Here is a 16,541-nt window from a genome sequence, read left to right as displayed (position 1 = left end):
TGAAAACACCAACCCAGGGGGCTTGAGGACCTGCCGCGGAGCTCCGCTACGCGTCGTACGAGCGAATCGCGACGACGGCGTTGTGGCCGCCGAAGCCGAAGGAGTTCGAGATCGCAAGCTGTGGCCCATCGCCGAGCGGCTGCGGCTCGCCCGAGACCATGAGCGGGATCTCGGGATCCTGATCCACGAGGTTGATCGTCGGGGGAGCGAGCCGCTCCTTGACCGCGAGGACCGTGAACATCGCCTCGAGCGCGCCGGTTCCACCGAGCAGGTGCCCGGTCGCCGCCTTCGTCGCGGAGACCGGGATCTCGCGGGCACGATCGCCGAAGATGCCAAGCAGCGCGGTGTACTCGTTGATGTCACCCACGGGAGTCGACGTGGCGTGCGCGTTGACGTGCGTGACGTCTTCCGGGTGCGCCCCTGCCTGCGAGAGCGCGAGCTTCATGGCTCGGATTGCGCCGTGACCTTCGGGATCGTTTGCCGTGATGTGGTACGAATCCGCGGTCACGCCGCCGCCGGCGATCTCCGCGTAGATCTTCGCGCCGCGGGCGAGCGCGTGCTCCTCAGTCTCGAGCACGAGGGCAGCTGCGCCCTCGCCCATGACGAAGCCGTCGCGGTCGGTGTTGTACGGGCGCGAAGCGGTCGCGGGGGAGTCGTTGCGGCGCGACAGCGCCTGCATCGACGAGAACGAGGCGAGGGTAACCGGGTGGATCGCAGCCTCAGAGCCACCGGCGATCACCACGTCGGCAAGGCCGAGCTGCAGGTGCTCGTAGGCGTTCGCGATCGACTCGGTGCTCGACGCGCATGCGGAGGCAACGGTGCGTGCGAAGGCGCGGGCCTCGAAGTGCATCGAGATCGCGGCCGAGGGGGCGTTCGGCATGAGCATGGGCACCGTCAGCGGCATGACGCGGCGCGGGCCCTTCTCGCGGAGGGTGTCCCACGCGTCAAGCAGCGACCAGATGCCGCCAATGCCGGTCGCCCAGTCGACGCCGAGTCGCTCAGCGTGAACGGCCGGAGCGCCCGCGTCGGCGAAGGCCTCCTTCGCGGCGATGAGTGCAAACTGGCTCGACGGGTCGAGTCGCTTCGCGACCTGGCGCTCGAGCACCTCGGTCGGGTGCACACGGGCCTGGCCTGCAAACGACACGGGAAGGTCGTACTTTTCCACCCAGTCAGCCTCGATGGTGCGTACGCCAGATTCCCCTGCGAGGAGGGCATTCCAGCTGTCAGAGGCGGTCCCGCCAAGTGGCGAACTCGCTCCGATGCCGGTGACGACGATCTTCTTGCTCATGTAATTGGGCTCTCCACGTGGTGTCGGACACGTCGCTGCGGACGGTGCCTAGAAAGTCTTGGGGGTGAAGCGCGCGGCTGGGATGGGGGCTGCCTGCGGCAGTGTCCGCCCATCCCGGCCGCGAAAGCTTCGATGAGGCTTACGCCTGAACGATTAGGCCTGAGCCTTCACGATGAAATCGACTGCGTCGCCGACGGTCTTGAGGTTCTTGACCTCTTCGTCGGGGATCTTCACGTCGAACTTCTCTTCTGCGTTGACGACGATGGTCATCATCGAGATCGAATCGATGTCGAGGTCGTCGGTGAACGACTTGTCGAGTGCGACGACGTCGGCCGCGATTCCGGTCTCGTCGTTGACGAGCTCAGCGAGACCTGCGAGGACCTCTTCGTTGCTGAATGCCATTGGATTCTCCTTATTTGATGGGGGTTTGTAGTAAACCTCGTGCAGTAGTTTCTCGCAACTTCATGAGTGAAGCGGCAGGGCGCGCGGAGCGCGCCAAGAGCGAGAGCTACGGAAGTTCGATGACCTGTGCGCCGTAGACGAGCCCGGCACCGAACCCGATGGTGAGTGCGAGCCCGCCTGAGAGCTCGGGGCGCTCGGCGAGCAGCGCGTGCATTGCGAGCGGGATCGACGCTGCAGAGGTGTTGCCCTGCATCTCGATATCGCGCGCGATCGCGACGGTGTCAGGGAGCTTGAGCTGCTTGGCGAACTCGTCGATGATGCGCATGTTCGCCTGGTGCGGGATAAACGCGGCGAGATCCGCCGCCTCGATGCCCGAGGCCTCGAGCGTCTGGCGCGCGACCTTGGCCATCTCCCAGACCGCCCACCGGAAGACGGTCTGGCCGTCCTGACGGAGCGTCGGCCAGGCCACCTCGCCGGGAGCAGCGCGGTACTCCTCGAAGGTGTTGGTCATGCCGATCGTGTCCCACTTCTCGCCGTCGGATCCCCAGATCGTCGGGCCGATTCCGGGGTGGTCGCTTGGGCCGATGACCACCGCGCCCGCGCCGTCTCCCAGCAAGAAGGAGATCGATCGATCGGTGGGATCGACGACGTCAGAGAGCTTCTCAGCGCCGATCACGAGCACGTTCTTGCAGGTGCCCGAGCGCACGAGCGCATCGGCCTGGCCCACGCCGTAGACGTAGCCAGCGCACGCCGCCGAAATGTCGAATGCTGCCGCGGGCGTGAGGCCCAGCCGGTGTGCTGCGAGCGCCGCCATCGAGGGGGTCACCGCGACATTCGAGATCGTCGAGATAATGACCCCGTCGATGTCTGCGCGGTCGAGTCCCGACTGTGCGATGGCCTCCTCGCCGGCCTGCACCGCGAGCTCAACTGCGTCAATGCCGGGGCTCAGGCGGCGGCGCTGCACGATGCCGGTGCGCTGCCTAATCCACTCGTCTGAGGAGTCGATCGGACCAACGAGAACGTCGTTGGGGACGTCGAGATCGCCGCGAGCGGCACCCACGGCGAGCACGCGGGTGTGTGCCGGGCCTGTGGGCTGAATGAGGGTTGCCACGATTGGATCCTTTCGGTCAGGCTGCGTCTGTGAGGAGCTGAACCGCTGCCTCAAGATCAGCCGGAGTCTTCACAGCGACGGCGGGAACACCCTTGAGCCCGCGCTTGGCGATGCCGGTGAGCGCGCCCGCGGGGGTGAGCTCAATGAGGCCCGTGATACCCGCAGCGGTGAACGACTCCATGCAGGCATCCCAGCGCACCGGGTGAGCGATCTGCGAGACGAGCGAATCGCGGAACGCCTCGCCCGAGGTAACGAGCCCGCCGTCGGCGTTGCTCCACAGCTGCAAGGTGGGGTCGCCCACCGCGGTGGTTGCCGCGGCCTCGCCGAGCACCGCGGTCGCGGAGCCCATGTAGGGGGTATGGAACGCACCAGCGACCTGCAACTGGATGACGCGCGCCCCGCGAGGAGCATTCTCGGCGAGCGTCGCCAGGCCCGCGAGGGATCCCGCTGCGACGATCTGCCCGCCGCCATTGCGGTTCGCGGGGGTCAACCCTGCCGCGTCGATTGCGGCGAGCACGTCGGACTCGACGCCGCCAACGACCGCGGACATCCCGGTCTGCTCGGCTGCCGCAGCGGTCGCCATGGCTCGGCCGCGCACTCCAACAAGGCGCATCGCGTCAGTCTCGCTGAGCACACCGGCAGCTACCGCCGCCGCGAATTCGCCGACCGAGTGGCCGGCGACGCCAACCGCGGAGAGATCCGCACGAGCTGCGAGCGCGCGCCACGCGAGGATCGACGCTGCCACGATGAGGGGCTGCGCGATCTCGGTATTGCGAATAGTGTCCGCGTCGCTCGTCGTGCCGTGCGCAACAAGGTCGACGTCCGCGGCCCGTGAGGCTGCCTCGAGGAAGGCGCGGGAGTCTGCATCTCCGATCCATTCGGAGAGGAATCCTGGTGTTTGGGAGCCCTGGCCCGGGCAGGCGATAACAATCACGTCATTTAGTTTCTCAGATGATCGCGGAAGTAGCTGCATATGCTCAACGATAAATCCGAAGAATCATTGTAGGAATCCGCTAGGAGCCGCGCTTGGGCGGTCGTCGGCCGCCCTGCTGGGCGATCGATCCAGCGATGAGCGCGGACTGCAGAATGAGCGATTCGCGCGCCCCGGTCGCGTTCCAGCCGATCACCTCGGAGACCTTCTTGAGTCGGTAGCGCACCGTATTCGGGTGCACGAAGAGCTCGCGCGCGGTCGCCTCGAGCGAGCGACCGTTGTCGAGGTAGCACCAGAGCGTCTCCATGAGCTCAGCCGAGTGGGTGAGGAGGGGCTCGTAGATCTGCTCGATGAGTGTCCGCCGGGCGAGCCCGTCACCCGCGAGCGCACGCTCGGGCAGCAGATCGTCGGCCAAGACCGGGCGCGGGGCGTGCCGCCATGCGCGCGCGACGGCGACGCCGGCGAGCGCGGCACGCGCGCTCCGGGATGCCTCGATGAGGTTGTCGACCGTCGGGCCGAGCACGAGGGGGCCGTCTGCAAAACCATCCGAGAGACGCGCGGCGATCTCAAGGAACGTCCTCGCCGGCTCCTCCACGGCTGCCCCGACACCGGCTTCGCTCGCGGGCGGCGCCATACGGCCAAGTACCAGCACGAGGCGGGTACCCTGCAGACCGATGAGCACGTCCGCGCCGGCGTGGCGGGCGGTGCGGCGGAGCTGATCCACATCGACGGAGCGCTCGGCGCTGCCGACGAGGACTGCCGCCTCGCCGTCGCCGTGCCAACCGAGCGCCGCGATGCGGCTCGGCAGCTCGTCGTCTGACTCGCCCGTGAGGATCGAATCGACGACGAGCGCCTCGAGTCGCGCGTCCCACAGCCCGCGGGCCTCAGCCTGCCGGGCGTACACGTCTGCAGCGGCGAACGCTACATCGCGTGAGTAGTGCAGGATCGCCTCGCGGAGCGAATCGCTCCGCGGAGCAACGCGCGTCTCGACCACAGTGACCACGACGCGGATGAGCTGCAGCGTCTCCTGCAGGCTGATCGAGCGGAGTAGCTCACGGGGGGCGGAGCTGAAGATATCGGAGGCGATCCAGGGCGTCGCGCCCGGGTCTTCGTACCACTGAATGAACGAGCTAATCCCCGTCTGGGCGACCAAACCGACCGCCGAGCGGCGGCTCGGGGGCATGTTCCCGTACCAGGGGAGCGTGTCCTCGAGCCGCGTGACGGTCAGCGTTGCCAGCTCGCCTGAAATCGTGCGAAGCCAGGCGAGCTCCTGATCTTTATGTGTAGGCATATGCCGAACCGCTAGGCGTCTCCGCCTGCGCCGCCGGTGGTTCCGGCGTTGACGTCGTCCAGGCGGTACCGTGCTGCGGCCTCAACTGCGACACTCGCGTCGATCTTGCCCTCGAGCGCGAGGCGCTGGAGGACCTTCACGACGAGCGACTCGCGGTCGATCTTGAAGAACCGGCGAGCAGCCGCGCGGGTGTCGGAGAAGCCGAAGCCGTTCGCGCCGAGCACCGAGAAGTCTCCCGGAACGTAGGGGCGAATCTGCTCTGGCACCTCGGGCGTCCAGTCGCTGACTGCGACCTTCGGGCCCTCGGCGCCCGCGAGCTTCTCGGTGAGGTACGCGGTGCGCTGCTCTCCGCCGAAGTTGTTGAAGTTGTGCTGCTCGGCTGCGAGGCCGTCGCGCTGCAGCTCAGACCAGCTCGTCACGCTCCACACGTCTGCGGCAACGCCCCAGTCGTTGGCGAGAATCTCCTGCGCCTCGATAGCCCACGGCACAGCAACGCCCGAGGCGAGGATCTGTGCGCGGTGGGTGCCGCCCTTGGCTTCGCTCACGCGGTGCAGACCGCGGACGATGCCGTCGACGTCAACATTCTCTGGCTCAGCCGGGTGGATCATCGGCTCGTTGTACACCGTGAGGTAGTACATGACGTTCGGATCCTCGTGCTCGCCACCGTACATGCGCTCGATGCCGGAGCGCATGATGTGCCCGATCTCGTAGCCGTAGGCGGGGTCGTACGAGACGACGGCGGGGTTCGTCGACGCGAGCAGCAGCGAGTGGCCGTCGGCGTGCTGCAGGCCCTCACCCGTGAGGGTGGTGCGGCCTGCGGTCGCGCCGATCATGAAGCCACGCGCCATCTGGTCGCCTGCGGCCCAGATCGCGTCGCCCGTGCGCTGGAACCCGAACATCGAGTAGAAGATGTAGATCGGAATGAGCGGCTCGCCGTGCGTTGCGTACGACGTGCCGACGTTCGTGAACGCCGCAGCTGCGCCCGCCTCGTTGATGCCGACGTGGAGGATGACGCCCTGCGGGCTCTCCTTGTACGCGAGCAGCAGCTCGCGGTCGACCGAGGTGTAGTTCTGGCCGTGCGGGTTGTAGATCTTCGACGTCGGGAAGTACGAGTCCATGCCGAAGGTACGCGCCTCGTCGGGGATGATCGGCACGAAGCGTGCGCCCATTCCCTTGTCGCGCATGAGGTCGCGGAGCAGACGCACGAAGACCATCGTGGTCGCGGCCTCCTGCGTGCCGCTGCCCTTCGCAGCGACCGCGTAGCTCTTCGGCTCCGGCAGTGTCAGCGGGATGTGCGTTGCGCGGCGCTCCGGCAGATAGCCGCCGAGCTCGCGACGACGCTCGTGCATGTACTGGATCGTCGGATCGTTCTCGCCCGGGTGGTAGTACGGGGGAAGCGCCGGGTTTTCCTCGAGCTGCGCATCGGTGATCGGGATGTGCATGGTGTCGCGGAAGAGCTTGAGGTCGTCAAGCGTCATCTTCTTCATCTGGTGGGTCGCGTTGCGGCCCTCGAAGTGCGGCCCGAGGCCGTAGCCCTTAATGGTCTTCGCGAGGATGACGGTCGGGCGGCCCTTGTGCTCGGTCGCGGCCTTGTAAGCTGCGTACACCTTACGGTAGTCGTGGCCGCCGCGGCGCAGGCCCCAGATCTCGTCGTCCGTGTAGTCCTTGACGAGCTCGAGCGCGCGCTCGTCCTTGCCGAAGAAGTGGTTGCGCACGAACAGGCCGCTCTCGGCCTTGTACGTCTGGTAGTCGCCGTCGGGCGTGGTGTTCATGATGTTCAGCAGCGCGCCGCTCTGGTCGCGGGCGAGCAGGTCGTCCCACTCGCGGCCCCAGATGACCTTGATGACGTTCCAGCCGGCACCGCGGAAGTAGCTCTCGAGCTCCTGGATGATCTTGCCGTTGCCGCGGACCGGGCCGTCGAGACGCTGCAGGTTGCAGTTCACGACGAAGGTGAGGTTGTCGAGGCCCTCGTTCGCTGCGACCTGCAGCTGGCCGCGGCTCTCGACCTCGTCCATCTCGCCGTCGCCGAGGAACGCCCAGACGTGCTGGTCGCTTGCGTCCTTGATGCCGCGGTTGGTGAGGTACTTGTTCACCTGCGCCTGGTAGATCGCGTTGATCGGGCCGAGGCCCATCGACACGGTCGGGAACTGCCAGAACTCGGGCGCGAGGCGCGGGTGCGGGTAGCTCGGCAGCGCGTTCGGGGCGTGCGACTTCTCCTGACGGAAGCCGTCAAGCTGGTCAGCCGACAGCCGGCCCTCGAGGAACGCGCGCGAGTACATGCCGGGGGAGGCGTGCCCCTGCACGAAGATCTGGTCTCCGCCGCCGGGGTGATCCTGACCGCGGAAGAAGTGGTTGAAGCCAACCTCGTAGAGGGAGGCAGCTGAACCGTACGTCGAAATGTGGCCGCCGACACCGATGCCGGGGCGCTGCGCACGGTGCACGGTCATAGCCGCGTTCCAGCGAATCCACGAGCGGTACTGGCGCTCAGTGTCGTGATCGCCGGGGAAGTCGGGCTCGTTCTCTGACGCAATCGTGTTCACGTAGTCGGTGGTCGGAACCATCGGCACGCTCAGGTGCAGCTCGCGCGAACGCTCGAGCAGGCTCGTCATGATCTCCCGACCACGGCCTGGGCCGTGCGTGTCGACAACGCCATCAAGCGACTCACGCCATTCGGCGGTCTCGGCGGGATCCATGTCTTCGTGATCCTGCGAGTAAGGATCTTGTGTGTTCACAGCCACGGAATATGCTCCATTCGACACCACGCACTAAACCATGGGCATGTGGGTTCAGCCCCGTTGAGTACGCAACTCAAAAAACGCCCCGCAGGTTAGCGGGCATCTCCCAGACTAGCGAACATCCACCACCGAACGGCGAATCAAAGGGGTGTCTGTGTCATTCACAAACAATATTCGGGTCGTTTCGCAGCTAGTGTGGGGTGCGTAGGGAATTCGCACGGTGGCGTGATTGCGCCCGAAAGGTTGAAGACATGGTTCTAGAGGTAGGCGCGATGGCGCCAGATTTCACGCTTTCCGATCAGCACGGCGAGGAGCTCACGCTCAGTGAACTCGTCACCGAGGGCCCCGTGGCGCTCGTGTTCTTCCCGCTCGCGTTCTCCGGAATCTGCACGGGCGAGCTCTGCGAGCTGCGCGACAATCTCCAGATCTTCGAGGACAGCAAGGTGCGCCTCCTCGGCATCTCGGTTGACTCGGTCTGGGCGCTGAAGGCGTGGGCCGCGGCAGAGGGGTACGAATTCTCGATCCTCTCCGACTTCTGGCCGCACGGCGCAGTCGCGAAGGAGTACGGCGTCTTCGTTGAAGAGGCAGGCATCGCAACCCGCGCGACGCTCGTGATCGGCGAGGGCCGCAAGGTGCTTGCGTCGTTCGAGACCGCTCCCGGCCAGGCGCGCGACTTCGGTGCATACCGCGAGGCGATCGCAGCGATCGCGTAAGCACGCCCGCTGACAGACTGCGGCCCGGCGAGAGCGTAATGCTCCCGCCGGGCCGCAGTGCTGTGTGGAGAGCGAGCTCAGGCCTGCGATCTCAGGCCTGCGAGCTCGGGCCTGCGAGCTCAGGCTGGCGGGCTCAGGCGATGACGCTCAGGCGGGCGGGGCGTCGCGGCTGGGTTCTGGTGGGGCATCAGTGGGCTTTGCTTCGGCACCGAGGTCGGCGTTCCGCTCGACGCGGGGCTCGGCGTCGTCTTCGGCGCTTGGCTCGGCGTGGGGTTTGGCCGCCGCAGCGTCCCGATTCCTGTTGCGCCGCTCCCGCTGCAGCGCTGGGCCGCCCATGACCAGGCCCAACACGATCATGAGCACGTTCGAGACCGTTCCGAACGGCTCGAGCGCGCCTGTGGCCAAACGGGCGACGAGCAGCACGATTCCGATGACGATGAGCAACGCAGAGACCAGCGCCGTTCCGAGCGCTGGTCCGTTCTCACGGCCGCCGGTGCTGCGTTTGGGGTCGCTCACGTTCGTGCTCCTTCGCTGGAGAAACCTTGGCCCGGGCTGTTGGGGCACGAAATCGGGCCCGTTCAGCTCGGCCTACAAGTGTAGCTCACCTCGTGGTGAGTTGCCGAGGCTATACTTCTTCTGCGGTGCCCGGCCCTGCTGCGTACGCCCCGGCGTCCGCACGGGGAAGACGCCGCGCGTCCGCGAGATGCGGTAGTCGATGCGGTCGTTCACGTAGCTCTCCATCTCAGCGTTGTCGGCCAGTGAGCCCGCCCACTGCGTCGTCATGTGCTCCGTGAGCCGCTCGAGCCGCTGCGTGCGCTCCGCGCGTTCAAGCACCCTGTCGTCGATCCGCAGTGCCTTGAGCGTCGCGAAGGCCATGAGTAGCAGGATCACGCTGAACGGCAGCGCGGTGGCGAGCGCCGCGGCCTGGAGCGATTTGAGGCCGCCTGCCAGCAGCAGGGCGATCGCCACGAGTCCGGTAATCACGGCCCACAGAATGCGCGACCAGGCGGGCGGGTTCGGGTGGCCGCCCGAGGCGAGCATGTCGACGACGAGCGATCCCGAATCTGACGACGTGATGAAGAAGATCGCGACGAGGATGATTCCGACGACCGAGAAGATCGTGCCGAACGGAAGGTCGCCGAGGATCTTGAACAGCACGCTGTCGATGTTCACGGTGCCGTCCTCGACGAGGTCGCCCGCCCCGAACAGCTGCCGGTAGAGCCCGCTGCCGCCGAGCACGGAGAACCAGATGATGCCGACCAGCGTCGGAACGAGCATCACGCCAGCGATGAACTCGCGGATCGTGCGGCCCCGCGAGATGCGCGCGATGAAGATGCCAACGAACGGCGACCACGAGATCCACCAGCCCCAGTAGAAGATCGTCCAGTTCGCGAACCAGCTGTTCGCCTCGCCGCGCTGGAACGCGCCGACGTCGAAGGTCATCTGCATAAAGTTCGCGAGGTAGAAGCCGAAGGACTCGGTGAGGTTCTGCAGCAGGAAGAGCGTCGGCCCGAGCAGCAGCATGCTGATGAGCAGCGCCCCCGCGAGGCTGAGGTTGATGTTTGAGAGCCACTTCATGCCCGCACCGATACCGCTGACGACCGAGAGGATCGCGATGAGTGTGACGGCGATGATGAGGATCACGAGGAGCGTGTTGTCTGCGCGGTCGACGATCCCGATCTCAACCATGCCGGCCGAGATCTGCTGCACGCCGAGGCCGAGCGAGGTCGCGACGCCGAAGACGGTGCCGAGAATCGCGAGCACGTCGATGAGGTCGCCCGTCCAGCCCTTCACCCGCTCGCCGAACAGCGGCTCGAGCGCCCAGCGGATCGAGACGGGGCGGCCGCGGCGGTGGATCGCGTACGCAATCCCCAGCCCGATGATCGCGTAGATCGCCCACGGGTGGATGCCCCAGTGCACGAACGTCTGCGCCATCGCGAGGCCGGCGATTTCGCTCTGGCCGCCCTCCCAGCCGGGCTTCGGATCCACGGTCGCGTAGGTGAGCGGCTCGCCGACGCCGTAAAACACGAGGCCGATGCCCATGCCGGCGGCGAACAGCATTGAGAACCACGACATCAACCCGAACTCAGGGGTGTCGTCGTCTTGGCCGAGCCGAATGCGGCCGAGCCGCGAGAAGCCGATGAACGCGGCGATGCCGATGAACACCGCGACGACGAGCATGTAGTACCAGCCGAGGTGCTCGACGATCCAGCCCTGCACGCTGCTAAACGTCTGCTCGGCGGCGTCGGGGAGCGCGACTGCGTAGCTCACGAGCGCGAGGATGATGATGAGCGCGGGCCAGAAGACGCGCGGCGAGATCATGCCGCGGCCGATGCGCACGCCGTGGGTGCGGAGCTTTGCGGTGATGCGCTCGTCGCTGTCGTCGTCCGAGATCTGCACCGCCTCGTGGAGATGCACCGTATCCGGCAAATCCAGGTCGCCAGGCTCGAGCAGGAGCGCGCCGGTGTCTGGCAGTGGCTCCGCGGAGAGCGCGGCTTCGGGTTCGCTGGCGCGGCTAGCGCCTTCGGAATCGGGGGTGGTGTGCTCGGGTGAGCTCACGAGATCATCTCCGTCAGGGGTGTCGCGTCGCGTCGCAAGGGAGCTTCTCCCATGCTGTGCAACTGGTATGAGAGTCCAAGCCGCTCGATAGAGCGATGCAAGGGACTATCTTTGCACAGCTGCGGCGCGGACGCGAGGCGGGTATCTCCGGCCAGTGCGAACGCAGGGGAGTCACGCGAGCACCCCCTTCCTGCAAGAGCACCCCCTTTCCACGCGTAGAAAGGGGGTGCTCTTGCAGGAAGGGGGTGCTTCCGCGAGGAAGTGTCCGCGAGGATCTGTGCGCGGTTGCCGTGAAAACAGAACTGGGGCTTCGGAAGTATCCGAAGCCCCAGTTGCAATATTGGTGGGCCCGGCCGGGATCGAACCGACGACATCCACGGTGTAAACGTGGCGCTCTACCAGCTGAGCTACAGGCCCTCCGCTCGCGAAAGCGAACTCGATCAGTCTAGTGTGGAATCGCGTCGCACACGAATTCGGCTGGGCGCGTGTTGCCCACTGAGATCGGAGAGCCCGTGTCCGCGTTGCCCCCAGAACCCAAGCCACAGTTGCGATCGCGGGGGGAGTGGGCGCTCGACGAGGCGGCGACACGCCGAGCTCGGAGTGCTCAATCCCGGGCGGGTCACGCGGCCGGTCTCGCGGCCGGTCTCGCGGGCGGAAGCCGCCCCGCCGCGATTGAGTCCCGAGCGACACAGCTGGCGGTTGCGGCCTTCGTCGCGGCCGGCGTACTCACCGCGATCCTCATGTGGGGAACACGGCTCCCGCTCGCCGGCGCGGGCTCGCTCGGCAACATCGGGGCGTGGTGCGCGGGGGCCGGTGCCGGGCTGGCCTTCGCGTTCTCGTACACACTCGAGTCGCGGCGTGGGCGCGGCAGCTGGCGCAACTCCCTTCCCGCGCCCAAGCGCGCGTTCGACGTCCTGGCGCTGACCCTCGCGACGGGCATGCTCGCTTACCTGGCGATCATGGCGATCGCCGCGCTGTTCGGGCTTGGGTTTCAGGGGCTCACCGTCGATCCGCTCGGCGGCGGAGTGCTCGCGGGGGCCGCGGCGGCGGCGATGACGTACATCGGCGCGCTCGCAGGTTCCCGGGTCAGCGCGGAGTCAATTGCGTTGCTCGCGACGATGCAGCTACTCGTTGGCACCGTGGCGAGCATGGTGACCTCCCCGGACACGACCTGGTGGCAGCTGCACTTCTCGCAGCTCGGCAACGAGGGCGGGGCGGCCGGGTACCGCTTCAACGTGTCACTCATCCTCACGGGCTTCGCGCTCACCGTGCTCGCGAACTATATTGGGCGCGACATCGAGCGCGGTCTGGCCGTGCGCGGCGTGAGCGATCCGAAGCTCGTCTGGGCACTGAGCTGGGTGTTCGCGGGAATCGGTATCTGCATGGCGATCGCGGGCTCGGTGCCCGACGCCGAGAACATCTTCGTGCACGTCGGATCTGCCTCGGGCATGCTCGTGCTGTTCGGCGTCTTTGTGTTCGTCTCGCTGCGGAGGATCGTCGACGTGCCGCGCGATCTCGTCGTGTTCTCACTCATTGTGGTGGTGGGGATCGTCGTCGCCGTACTGCTGTGGATCCCGTTCGGGTACTACAACCTCACCGGAACCGAGTTCATGGCCGCGAGCCTGCTGTTCGCGTGGCTGATGGTGTTTGTGCGAACCGTTGCCGCGTACGCCGAGGCCCCGCTCGCCGGAGCGGCGCGGGAATAGTCCGCCAATGCAGCCGGTTGGGGTAGGTGGCGCGATGACCGCGCCGGTGAGCGAGAAGAACGGTGGCGAACCTCGATGAACGAGTTTGAAGCAGGCGACGCGCTAAAGCGGGCATTTCGGGATCACCCGGCCGGGGTGGGCCTGATCACGGCGCAGACGCCCGAGGGCCCCGTGGGGCTCACTGTTTCGAGCGTCGCATCGGTCGCGGTGGATCCACCAGCGCTGTCATTCTCAGTGACCCGCGCGACAGGGAGCGCGGGCGGTGTGCTGCACGCCGACTCTTTTATCGTGCACCTGCTCGACACGCGGCACGCAGAGATCGCGCAGACCTTCGCCGTGTCCGGCACCGAGCGCTTCACGCAGGAGCAGGGCTGGGAGATGTTGCCGACGGGGGAGCCGCTGCTCCGCGACGTTCGCGTCGCGCTGCGTTGCCGGTCACTGCACCAGCTCGAGGTGGGGTCGTCGGTGATTGTTGTTGCTGGCGTGCTCGACGCGCACTTCGGCGACGCGGCCGAGCCGATGAGCTACGTTGACCGCACCTTCCGCACGCTCGGGGAGCAGCTCTAGCGAGCAGCTACCAGCCGCGCTCGATCCACGCCTTGTACTGCGGCGCTTCGGCACCGATAGTGGTCGCGGCACCGTGGCCAGGCCAGGCAGTGGTCGTGGCGGGGAGGGTGAGCAGCCGCGAGTCGACCGATGCCATGATCTGCGTGAAGTCGGAGTACTCCCAGCGGGTTGCGCCTGGGCCGCCCTCGAAGAGCGTGTCGCCCGAGAACAGCGTCGCGATCTTCTCGGCGTAGAACGATACCGATCCGGGGGTGTGACCCGGGGTGTGGATCGTCGTGAGCTCGACGCCAGCGACGGCAAACACGGCACCGTCAGCAAGCTCGAAATCGGGCAGCCGATCCTGCCCGTGAGTCTCTTCCCAGAGGAATAGATCTGCCGGGTGCAGGTAGAGGTGGGAGTCCAGTCGATCCGCGAGTGCGACAGCCTCGTTCACATGGTCCTCGTGACCGTGCGTGAGGAGAATCCCGAGCACATCACGTTCGCCAACAACCTCGGCAATCGCCTCGACGTCGTGGGCCGCGTCAATAATCAACACGGCCTGTTCGTCTCCGATCACGAACACATTGTTCTCAATCGGTACGCCACCCGGCGGGTACTCGGGGCGGCCTGCCCCGAGTACCCCTGCGGTGACGACCCGGTGAATACTGAAATCGCCACTCACGACTATCTGCGCCTACTCCGCGCGGGTGACCACGGTCGTGCACGGCAGCGAGTTCAGCACGCCGTGGCTGACCGAGCCGAGCAGGAGGCGCGAGATGCCGCCGCGGCCGCGGCTGCCGACCACGACCATCTCGGCGTTCTCTGCGACCTGCAGCAGCGCGCTCACCGGGGGCGCCTGCACGATCTCGCGGCGCACCTCAAGGTCGGGGTAGCGCTCGGCGAGGCCGGCGGTGCCGATCGCGATCGACTCCTCGGCTGCTGACTGCTGCGCGGTGACGAGCTCCTCGCTCCACAGGTACTCGAGACCGGGGGTGAGGGGCGGCATCCACGCGTAGACGGCGATGAGCGGCACGCCGCGGAACGAGGCCTCTTCGGCGGCGAATGCAATGGCGCGCTTCGACGCCTCAGAGCCATCGACGCCGACAACGACACCCCTGCCGGTGTCCTCTTGCTCAGCGGGGATCACTGCCACGGGGCAGTGCGCGACCGCCGCGACCTTCACGGCGCGGGTACCGAAGACGGAGCCGGCGAACTTTCCGCCAGAGTGTGCGCCGAGCACGAGCAGGTCGGCGTGCTTCGAGGCCGCCTCGACCTCGGCGATCGGGTGGCCGACCACCGCGGTGCCCGAGATCTCGCCCGTGAAGCCGAGCTCGGTGCGAGCGCGCTCGATCTCGTGCGCGAGCATCTGCTCTGAGGCGGCCTGCGCCTCAGAGAGGAACGCGACACTCTCCGACAGGAAGGAATCGTCTGCGACGTGAATGAGCTCGACGGTGGCGCCACGATCCGTGGCGCGTGCGAGACCCCATGCGAGGGCTGCGCGGCTGTGATCGGATCCGTCGACTCCGATGAGGTACTTCTCGGACATGCGAGTTCCTTCCTGTTCGGGTTGATGAGTGCTTACAGTTACAGACTACTTGGCGAGCGCGGGAAGCTGCAGGGGGTGACCGCCTGCGAGCTGCTCGATGACGCGCACAACCTGGCAGCTGTATCCGTATTCGTTGTCGTACCAGACATAGACGACTGCGCTTGAGCCCGTGACGATCGTCGCGAGGCCGTCAACGATGCCGGCGCGGTTCGAGCCGACGAAGTCGGTCGAGACGATCTCGGGTGACTCGACGTAGTCGATCTGGGTGCGAAGGCTGCCGGTGAGCGACACCTGCTCGAGCAGCGTGTTGATCTCCTCGGCGGTGGTCTCGCGCTCGAGCTGGAGGTTCAGCACCGCCATTGAGACGTTCGGCGTCGGAACGCGGATCGCGTTGCCCGTGAGCTTGCCCTCGAACTCGGGCAGCGCCTTCGCAACGGCCTTCGCGGCGCCGGTCTCGGTGAGCACCATGTTCAGTGCCGCCGAGCGGCCGCGGCGGTCACCCGAGTGGAAGTTGTCGATGAGGTTCTGGTCGTTTGTGTACGAGTGCACGGTCTCGACGTGGCCCTGCTTGACCCCGAAGGTGTCGTTCATGACCTTGAGAACCGGCGTGATCGCGTTCGTCGTGCACGATGCGGCGGAGAGGATCGTGTCTGCGTCGGTGATCTTGTCGTTGTTCACGCCGTACACCACGTTGAGCAGGTCGCCCTTGCCCGGTGCGGTGAGCACGACGCGCGAGATGCCCGTGTTCTCGAGGTGCTTGCCGAGGCCCTCGGCGTCGCGCCAGCGCCCGGTGTTGTCGACGAGGATCGCATCTTCGATGCCGTACGCCTGGTAGTCGACGTCTGCGGGATCGCTCGAGTAGATCACCTGGATGCGCACGCCGTTGGCGAGGATCACGTTTTCGTCTTCGAGCACCTTGATCATGCCGTTGAAGGGGCCGTGCACCGAGTCGCGGCGCAGCAGGTTCGCGCGCTTCACGAGATCGTGCTCGCCGTTCTTGCGCACGACGATCGCGCGCAGGTTCAGGCCGTTGTGGCTGCCTGCGTGCTCGATCATGATGCGGGCGAGGAGGCGGCCGATGCGGCCGAAGCCGTAGAGCACGACGTCGCGGCCCGAGGCGGGCTGGGCGCTGAGTGCCGGGGCGAGCTCCGCGCGGAGGTAGGCCTCGAGATCGGTCGATCCCGACTCGCGGAAGCCGTTGGCGAGCAGCGCGAGGTCGAGCGAGACGGGGCCAGGCTGGATCGCGGTGAGCGCCTCGACGATTGCCGAGGTCTCGGCGATCGACAGCTCTGCGTCATCGATCTTGCGTGCGTAGCCGTGCGCGCGAATGATGTCGATCGCGGAGCGGCCGATGAGGCTGCGCCCGTGGACACTCATCACGATGTCGTGATCGCGGTACAACTGGCCAATGAGCGGAATCATTCGTTCCGCCAGTGCCTGCTTGGTGTTCCAGGCTTCGAGGTGATCAGTGGTGGGCTGATTCATATGAACCGACGGTTCCTTCCGAACTTCTCGGGGTGCCGATGTTTTCCGCCCCCGACTCGCTAAATGATCGCTTTCAGTATCCCATGTGCATGACGCAATGTGACGGTCCGATTGGGGTATTCGGGCTCTACGCCCCAGGATTGTCTAGTAACAGGCGGCACATAGTGATTCCGGCCAAGGCGCAAGATTCCTGCCACAGGTCGGCCCCGGAGCCGGAACACGAGATGC

The 16,541-nt window shown here is 66.4% G+C and carries 14 protein-coding genes and 1 tRNA gene; 3 read left to right on the top strand and 12 right to left on the bottom strand.

The features are described from left to right. Positions 1-46: 46 nt before the first annotated feature. From ACI1US_RS08720 to aceE, 6 genes are all read right to left on the bottom strand, one after another. On the bottom strand, positions 47-1,288 hold the full coding sequence (locus ACI1US_RS08720; protein WP_416549601.1) for a beta-ketoacyl-[acyl-carrier-protein] synthase family protein: 1,242 nt from the start codon (positions 1,286-1,288) through the stop codon (positions 47-49). 153 nt (positions 1,289-1,441) lie between these two features. Continuing rightward, on the bottom strand, positions 1,442-1,690 hold the full coding sequence (locus ACI1US_RS08715; protein ID WP_010157098.1) for an acyl carrier protein: 249 nt from the start codon (positions 1,688-1,690) through the stop codon (positions 1,442-1,444). Between the two features lie 106 nt (positions 1,691-1,796). Continuing rightward, the gene (locus ACI1US_RS08710; RefSeq protein WP_416549602.1) at positions 1,797-2,804 is read right to left on the bottom strand and encodes a beta-ketoacyl-ACP synthase III; all 1,008 of its coding nucleotides are present in this window, start codon (positions 2,802-2,804) and stop codon (positions 1,797-1,799) included. A 13-nt stretch (positions 2,805-2,817) separates the two neighbouring features. Then, positions 2,818-3,735 carry an ACP S-malonyltransferase gene (locus tag ACI1US_RS08705; protein WP_416549600.1) on the bottom strand — a complete coding sequence of 306 codons (918 nt, stop codon included), beginning with the start codon at positions 3,733-3,735 and terminating at the stop codon, positions 2,818-2,820. A gap of 79 nt (positions 3,736-3,814) precedes the next feature. After that, entirely contained in the window at positions 3,815-5,023 is a 1,209-nt protein-coding gene (locus tag ACI1US_RS08700; protein WP_416549599.1) for a PucR family transcriptional regulator, read from the bottom strand. Between the two features lie 11 nt (positions 5,024-5,034). Further along, positions 5,035-7,761, bottom strand: coding sequence for a pyruvate dehydrogenase (acetyl-transferring), homodimeric type (aceE, locus tag ACI1US_RS08695; protein ID WP_416549598.1), 2,727 nt, complete (start codon positions 7,759-7,761; stop codon positions 5,035-5,037). 248 nt (positions 7,762-8,009) lie between these two features. On the opposite strand from aceE, the gene ACI1US_RS08690 reads away from it, so the two are divergent. Next, positions 8,010-8,471: a peroxiredoxin gene (locus ACI1US_RS08690; protein WP_416549597.1), complete on the top strand. Its 462-nt coding sequence runs from the start codon at positions 8,010-8,012 to the stop codon at positions 8,469-8,471. Positions 8,472-8,618: 147 nt separating this feature from the next. On the opposite strand, the gene ACI1US_RS08685 is transcribed toward ACI1US_RS08690, so the two are convergent. The 3 genes from ACI1US_RS08685 to ACI1US_RS08675 all read right to left on the bottom strand — a co-directional run bounded on the left by ACI1US_RS08685 (position 8,619) and on the right by ACI1US_RS08675 (position 11,447). Further along, positions 8,619-8,987, bottom strand: a complete 369-nt coding sequence (locus ACI1US_RS08685) for a hypothetical protein (protein ID WP_461639763.1) — start codon at positions 8,985-8,987, stop codon at positions 8,619-8,621. A gap of 72 nt (positions 8,988-9,059) precedes the next feature. Continuing rightward, entirely contained in the window at positions 9,060-10,925 is a 1,866-nt protein-coding gene (locus tag ACI1US_RS08680; protein ID WP_461639828.1) for a BCCT family transporter, read from the bottom strand. Positions 10,926-11,371: 446 nt separating this feature from the next. Continuing rightward, positions 11,372-11,447 (bottom strand) — tRNA-Val (locus ACI1US_RS08675). A 68-nt stretch (positions 11,448-11,515) separates the two neighbouring features. On the opposite strand from ACI1US_RS08675, the gene ACI1US_RS08670 reads away from it, so the two are divergent. Together ACI1US_RS08670 and ACI1US_RS08665 are read left to right on the top strand one after the other, a co-directional pair. Beyond that, a complete protein-coding gene (locus tag ACI1US_RS08670; protein ID WP_461639762.1) occupies positions 11,516-12,736 on the top strand; it encodes a DUF998 domain-containing protein in 1,221 nt (406 codons plus the stop codon). Between the two features lie 75 nt (positions 12,737-12,811). After that, positions 12,812-13,303, top strand: coding sequence for a flavin reductase family protein (locus ACI1US_RS08665; protein WP_461639760.1), 492 nt, complete (start codon positions 12,812-12,814; stop codon positions 13,301-13,303). 7 nt (positions 13,304-13,310) lie between these two features. Here the strand turns inward: ACI1US_RS08665 and ACI1US_RS08660 are convergent, their stop codons facing one another. From ACI1US_RS08660 to ACI1US_RS08650, 3 genes are read right to left on the bottom strand one after another with little or no spacing between them, the layout of a single operon-like run. Then, complete coding sequence (locus ACI1US_RS08660; protein ID WP_461639758.1) at positions 13,311-13,964, bottom strand: MBL fold metallo-hydrolase; 654 nt, start codon at positions 13,962-13,964, stop codon at positions 13,311-13,313. A 12-nt stretch (positions 13,965-13,976) separates the two neighbouring features. Beyond that, positions 13,977-14,828: a universal stress protein gene (locus tag ACI1US_RS08655; RefSeq protein ID WP_416549595.1), complete on the bottom strand. Its 852-nt coding sequence runs from the start codon at positions 14,826-14,828 to the stop codon at positions 13,977-13,979. Positions 14,829-14,873: 45 nt separating this feature from the next. Further along, positions 14,874-16,313, bottom strand: coding sequence for a glyceraldehyde-3-phosphate dehydrogenase (locus tag ACI1US_RS08650; protein ID WP_416549594.1), 1,440 nt, complete (start codon positions 16,311-16,313; stop codon positions 14,874-14,876). Positions 16,314-16,541: the final 228 nt, after the last annotated feature.

Origin of the sequence: Leucobacter sp. BZR 635, assembly GCF_048061935.2 — a bacterium.
Classification (GTDB): Bacteria; Actinomycetota; Actinomycetes; order Actinomycetales; family Microbacteriaceae; genus Leucobacter.
This window is presented reverse-complemented; position numbering and strand designations above follow the sequence as displayed.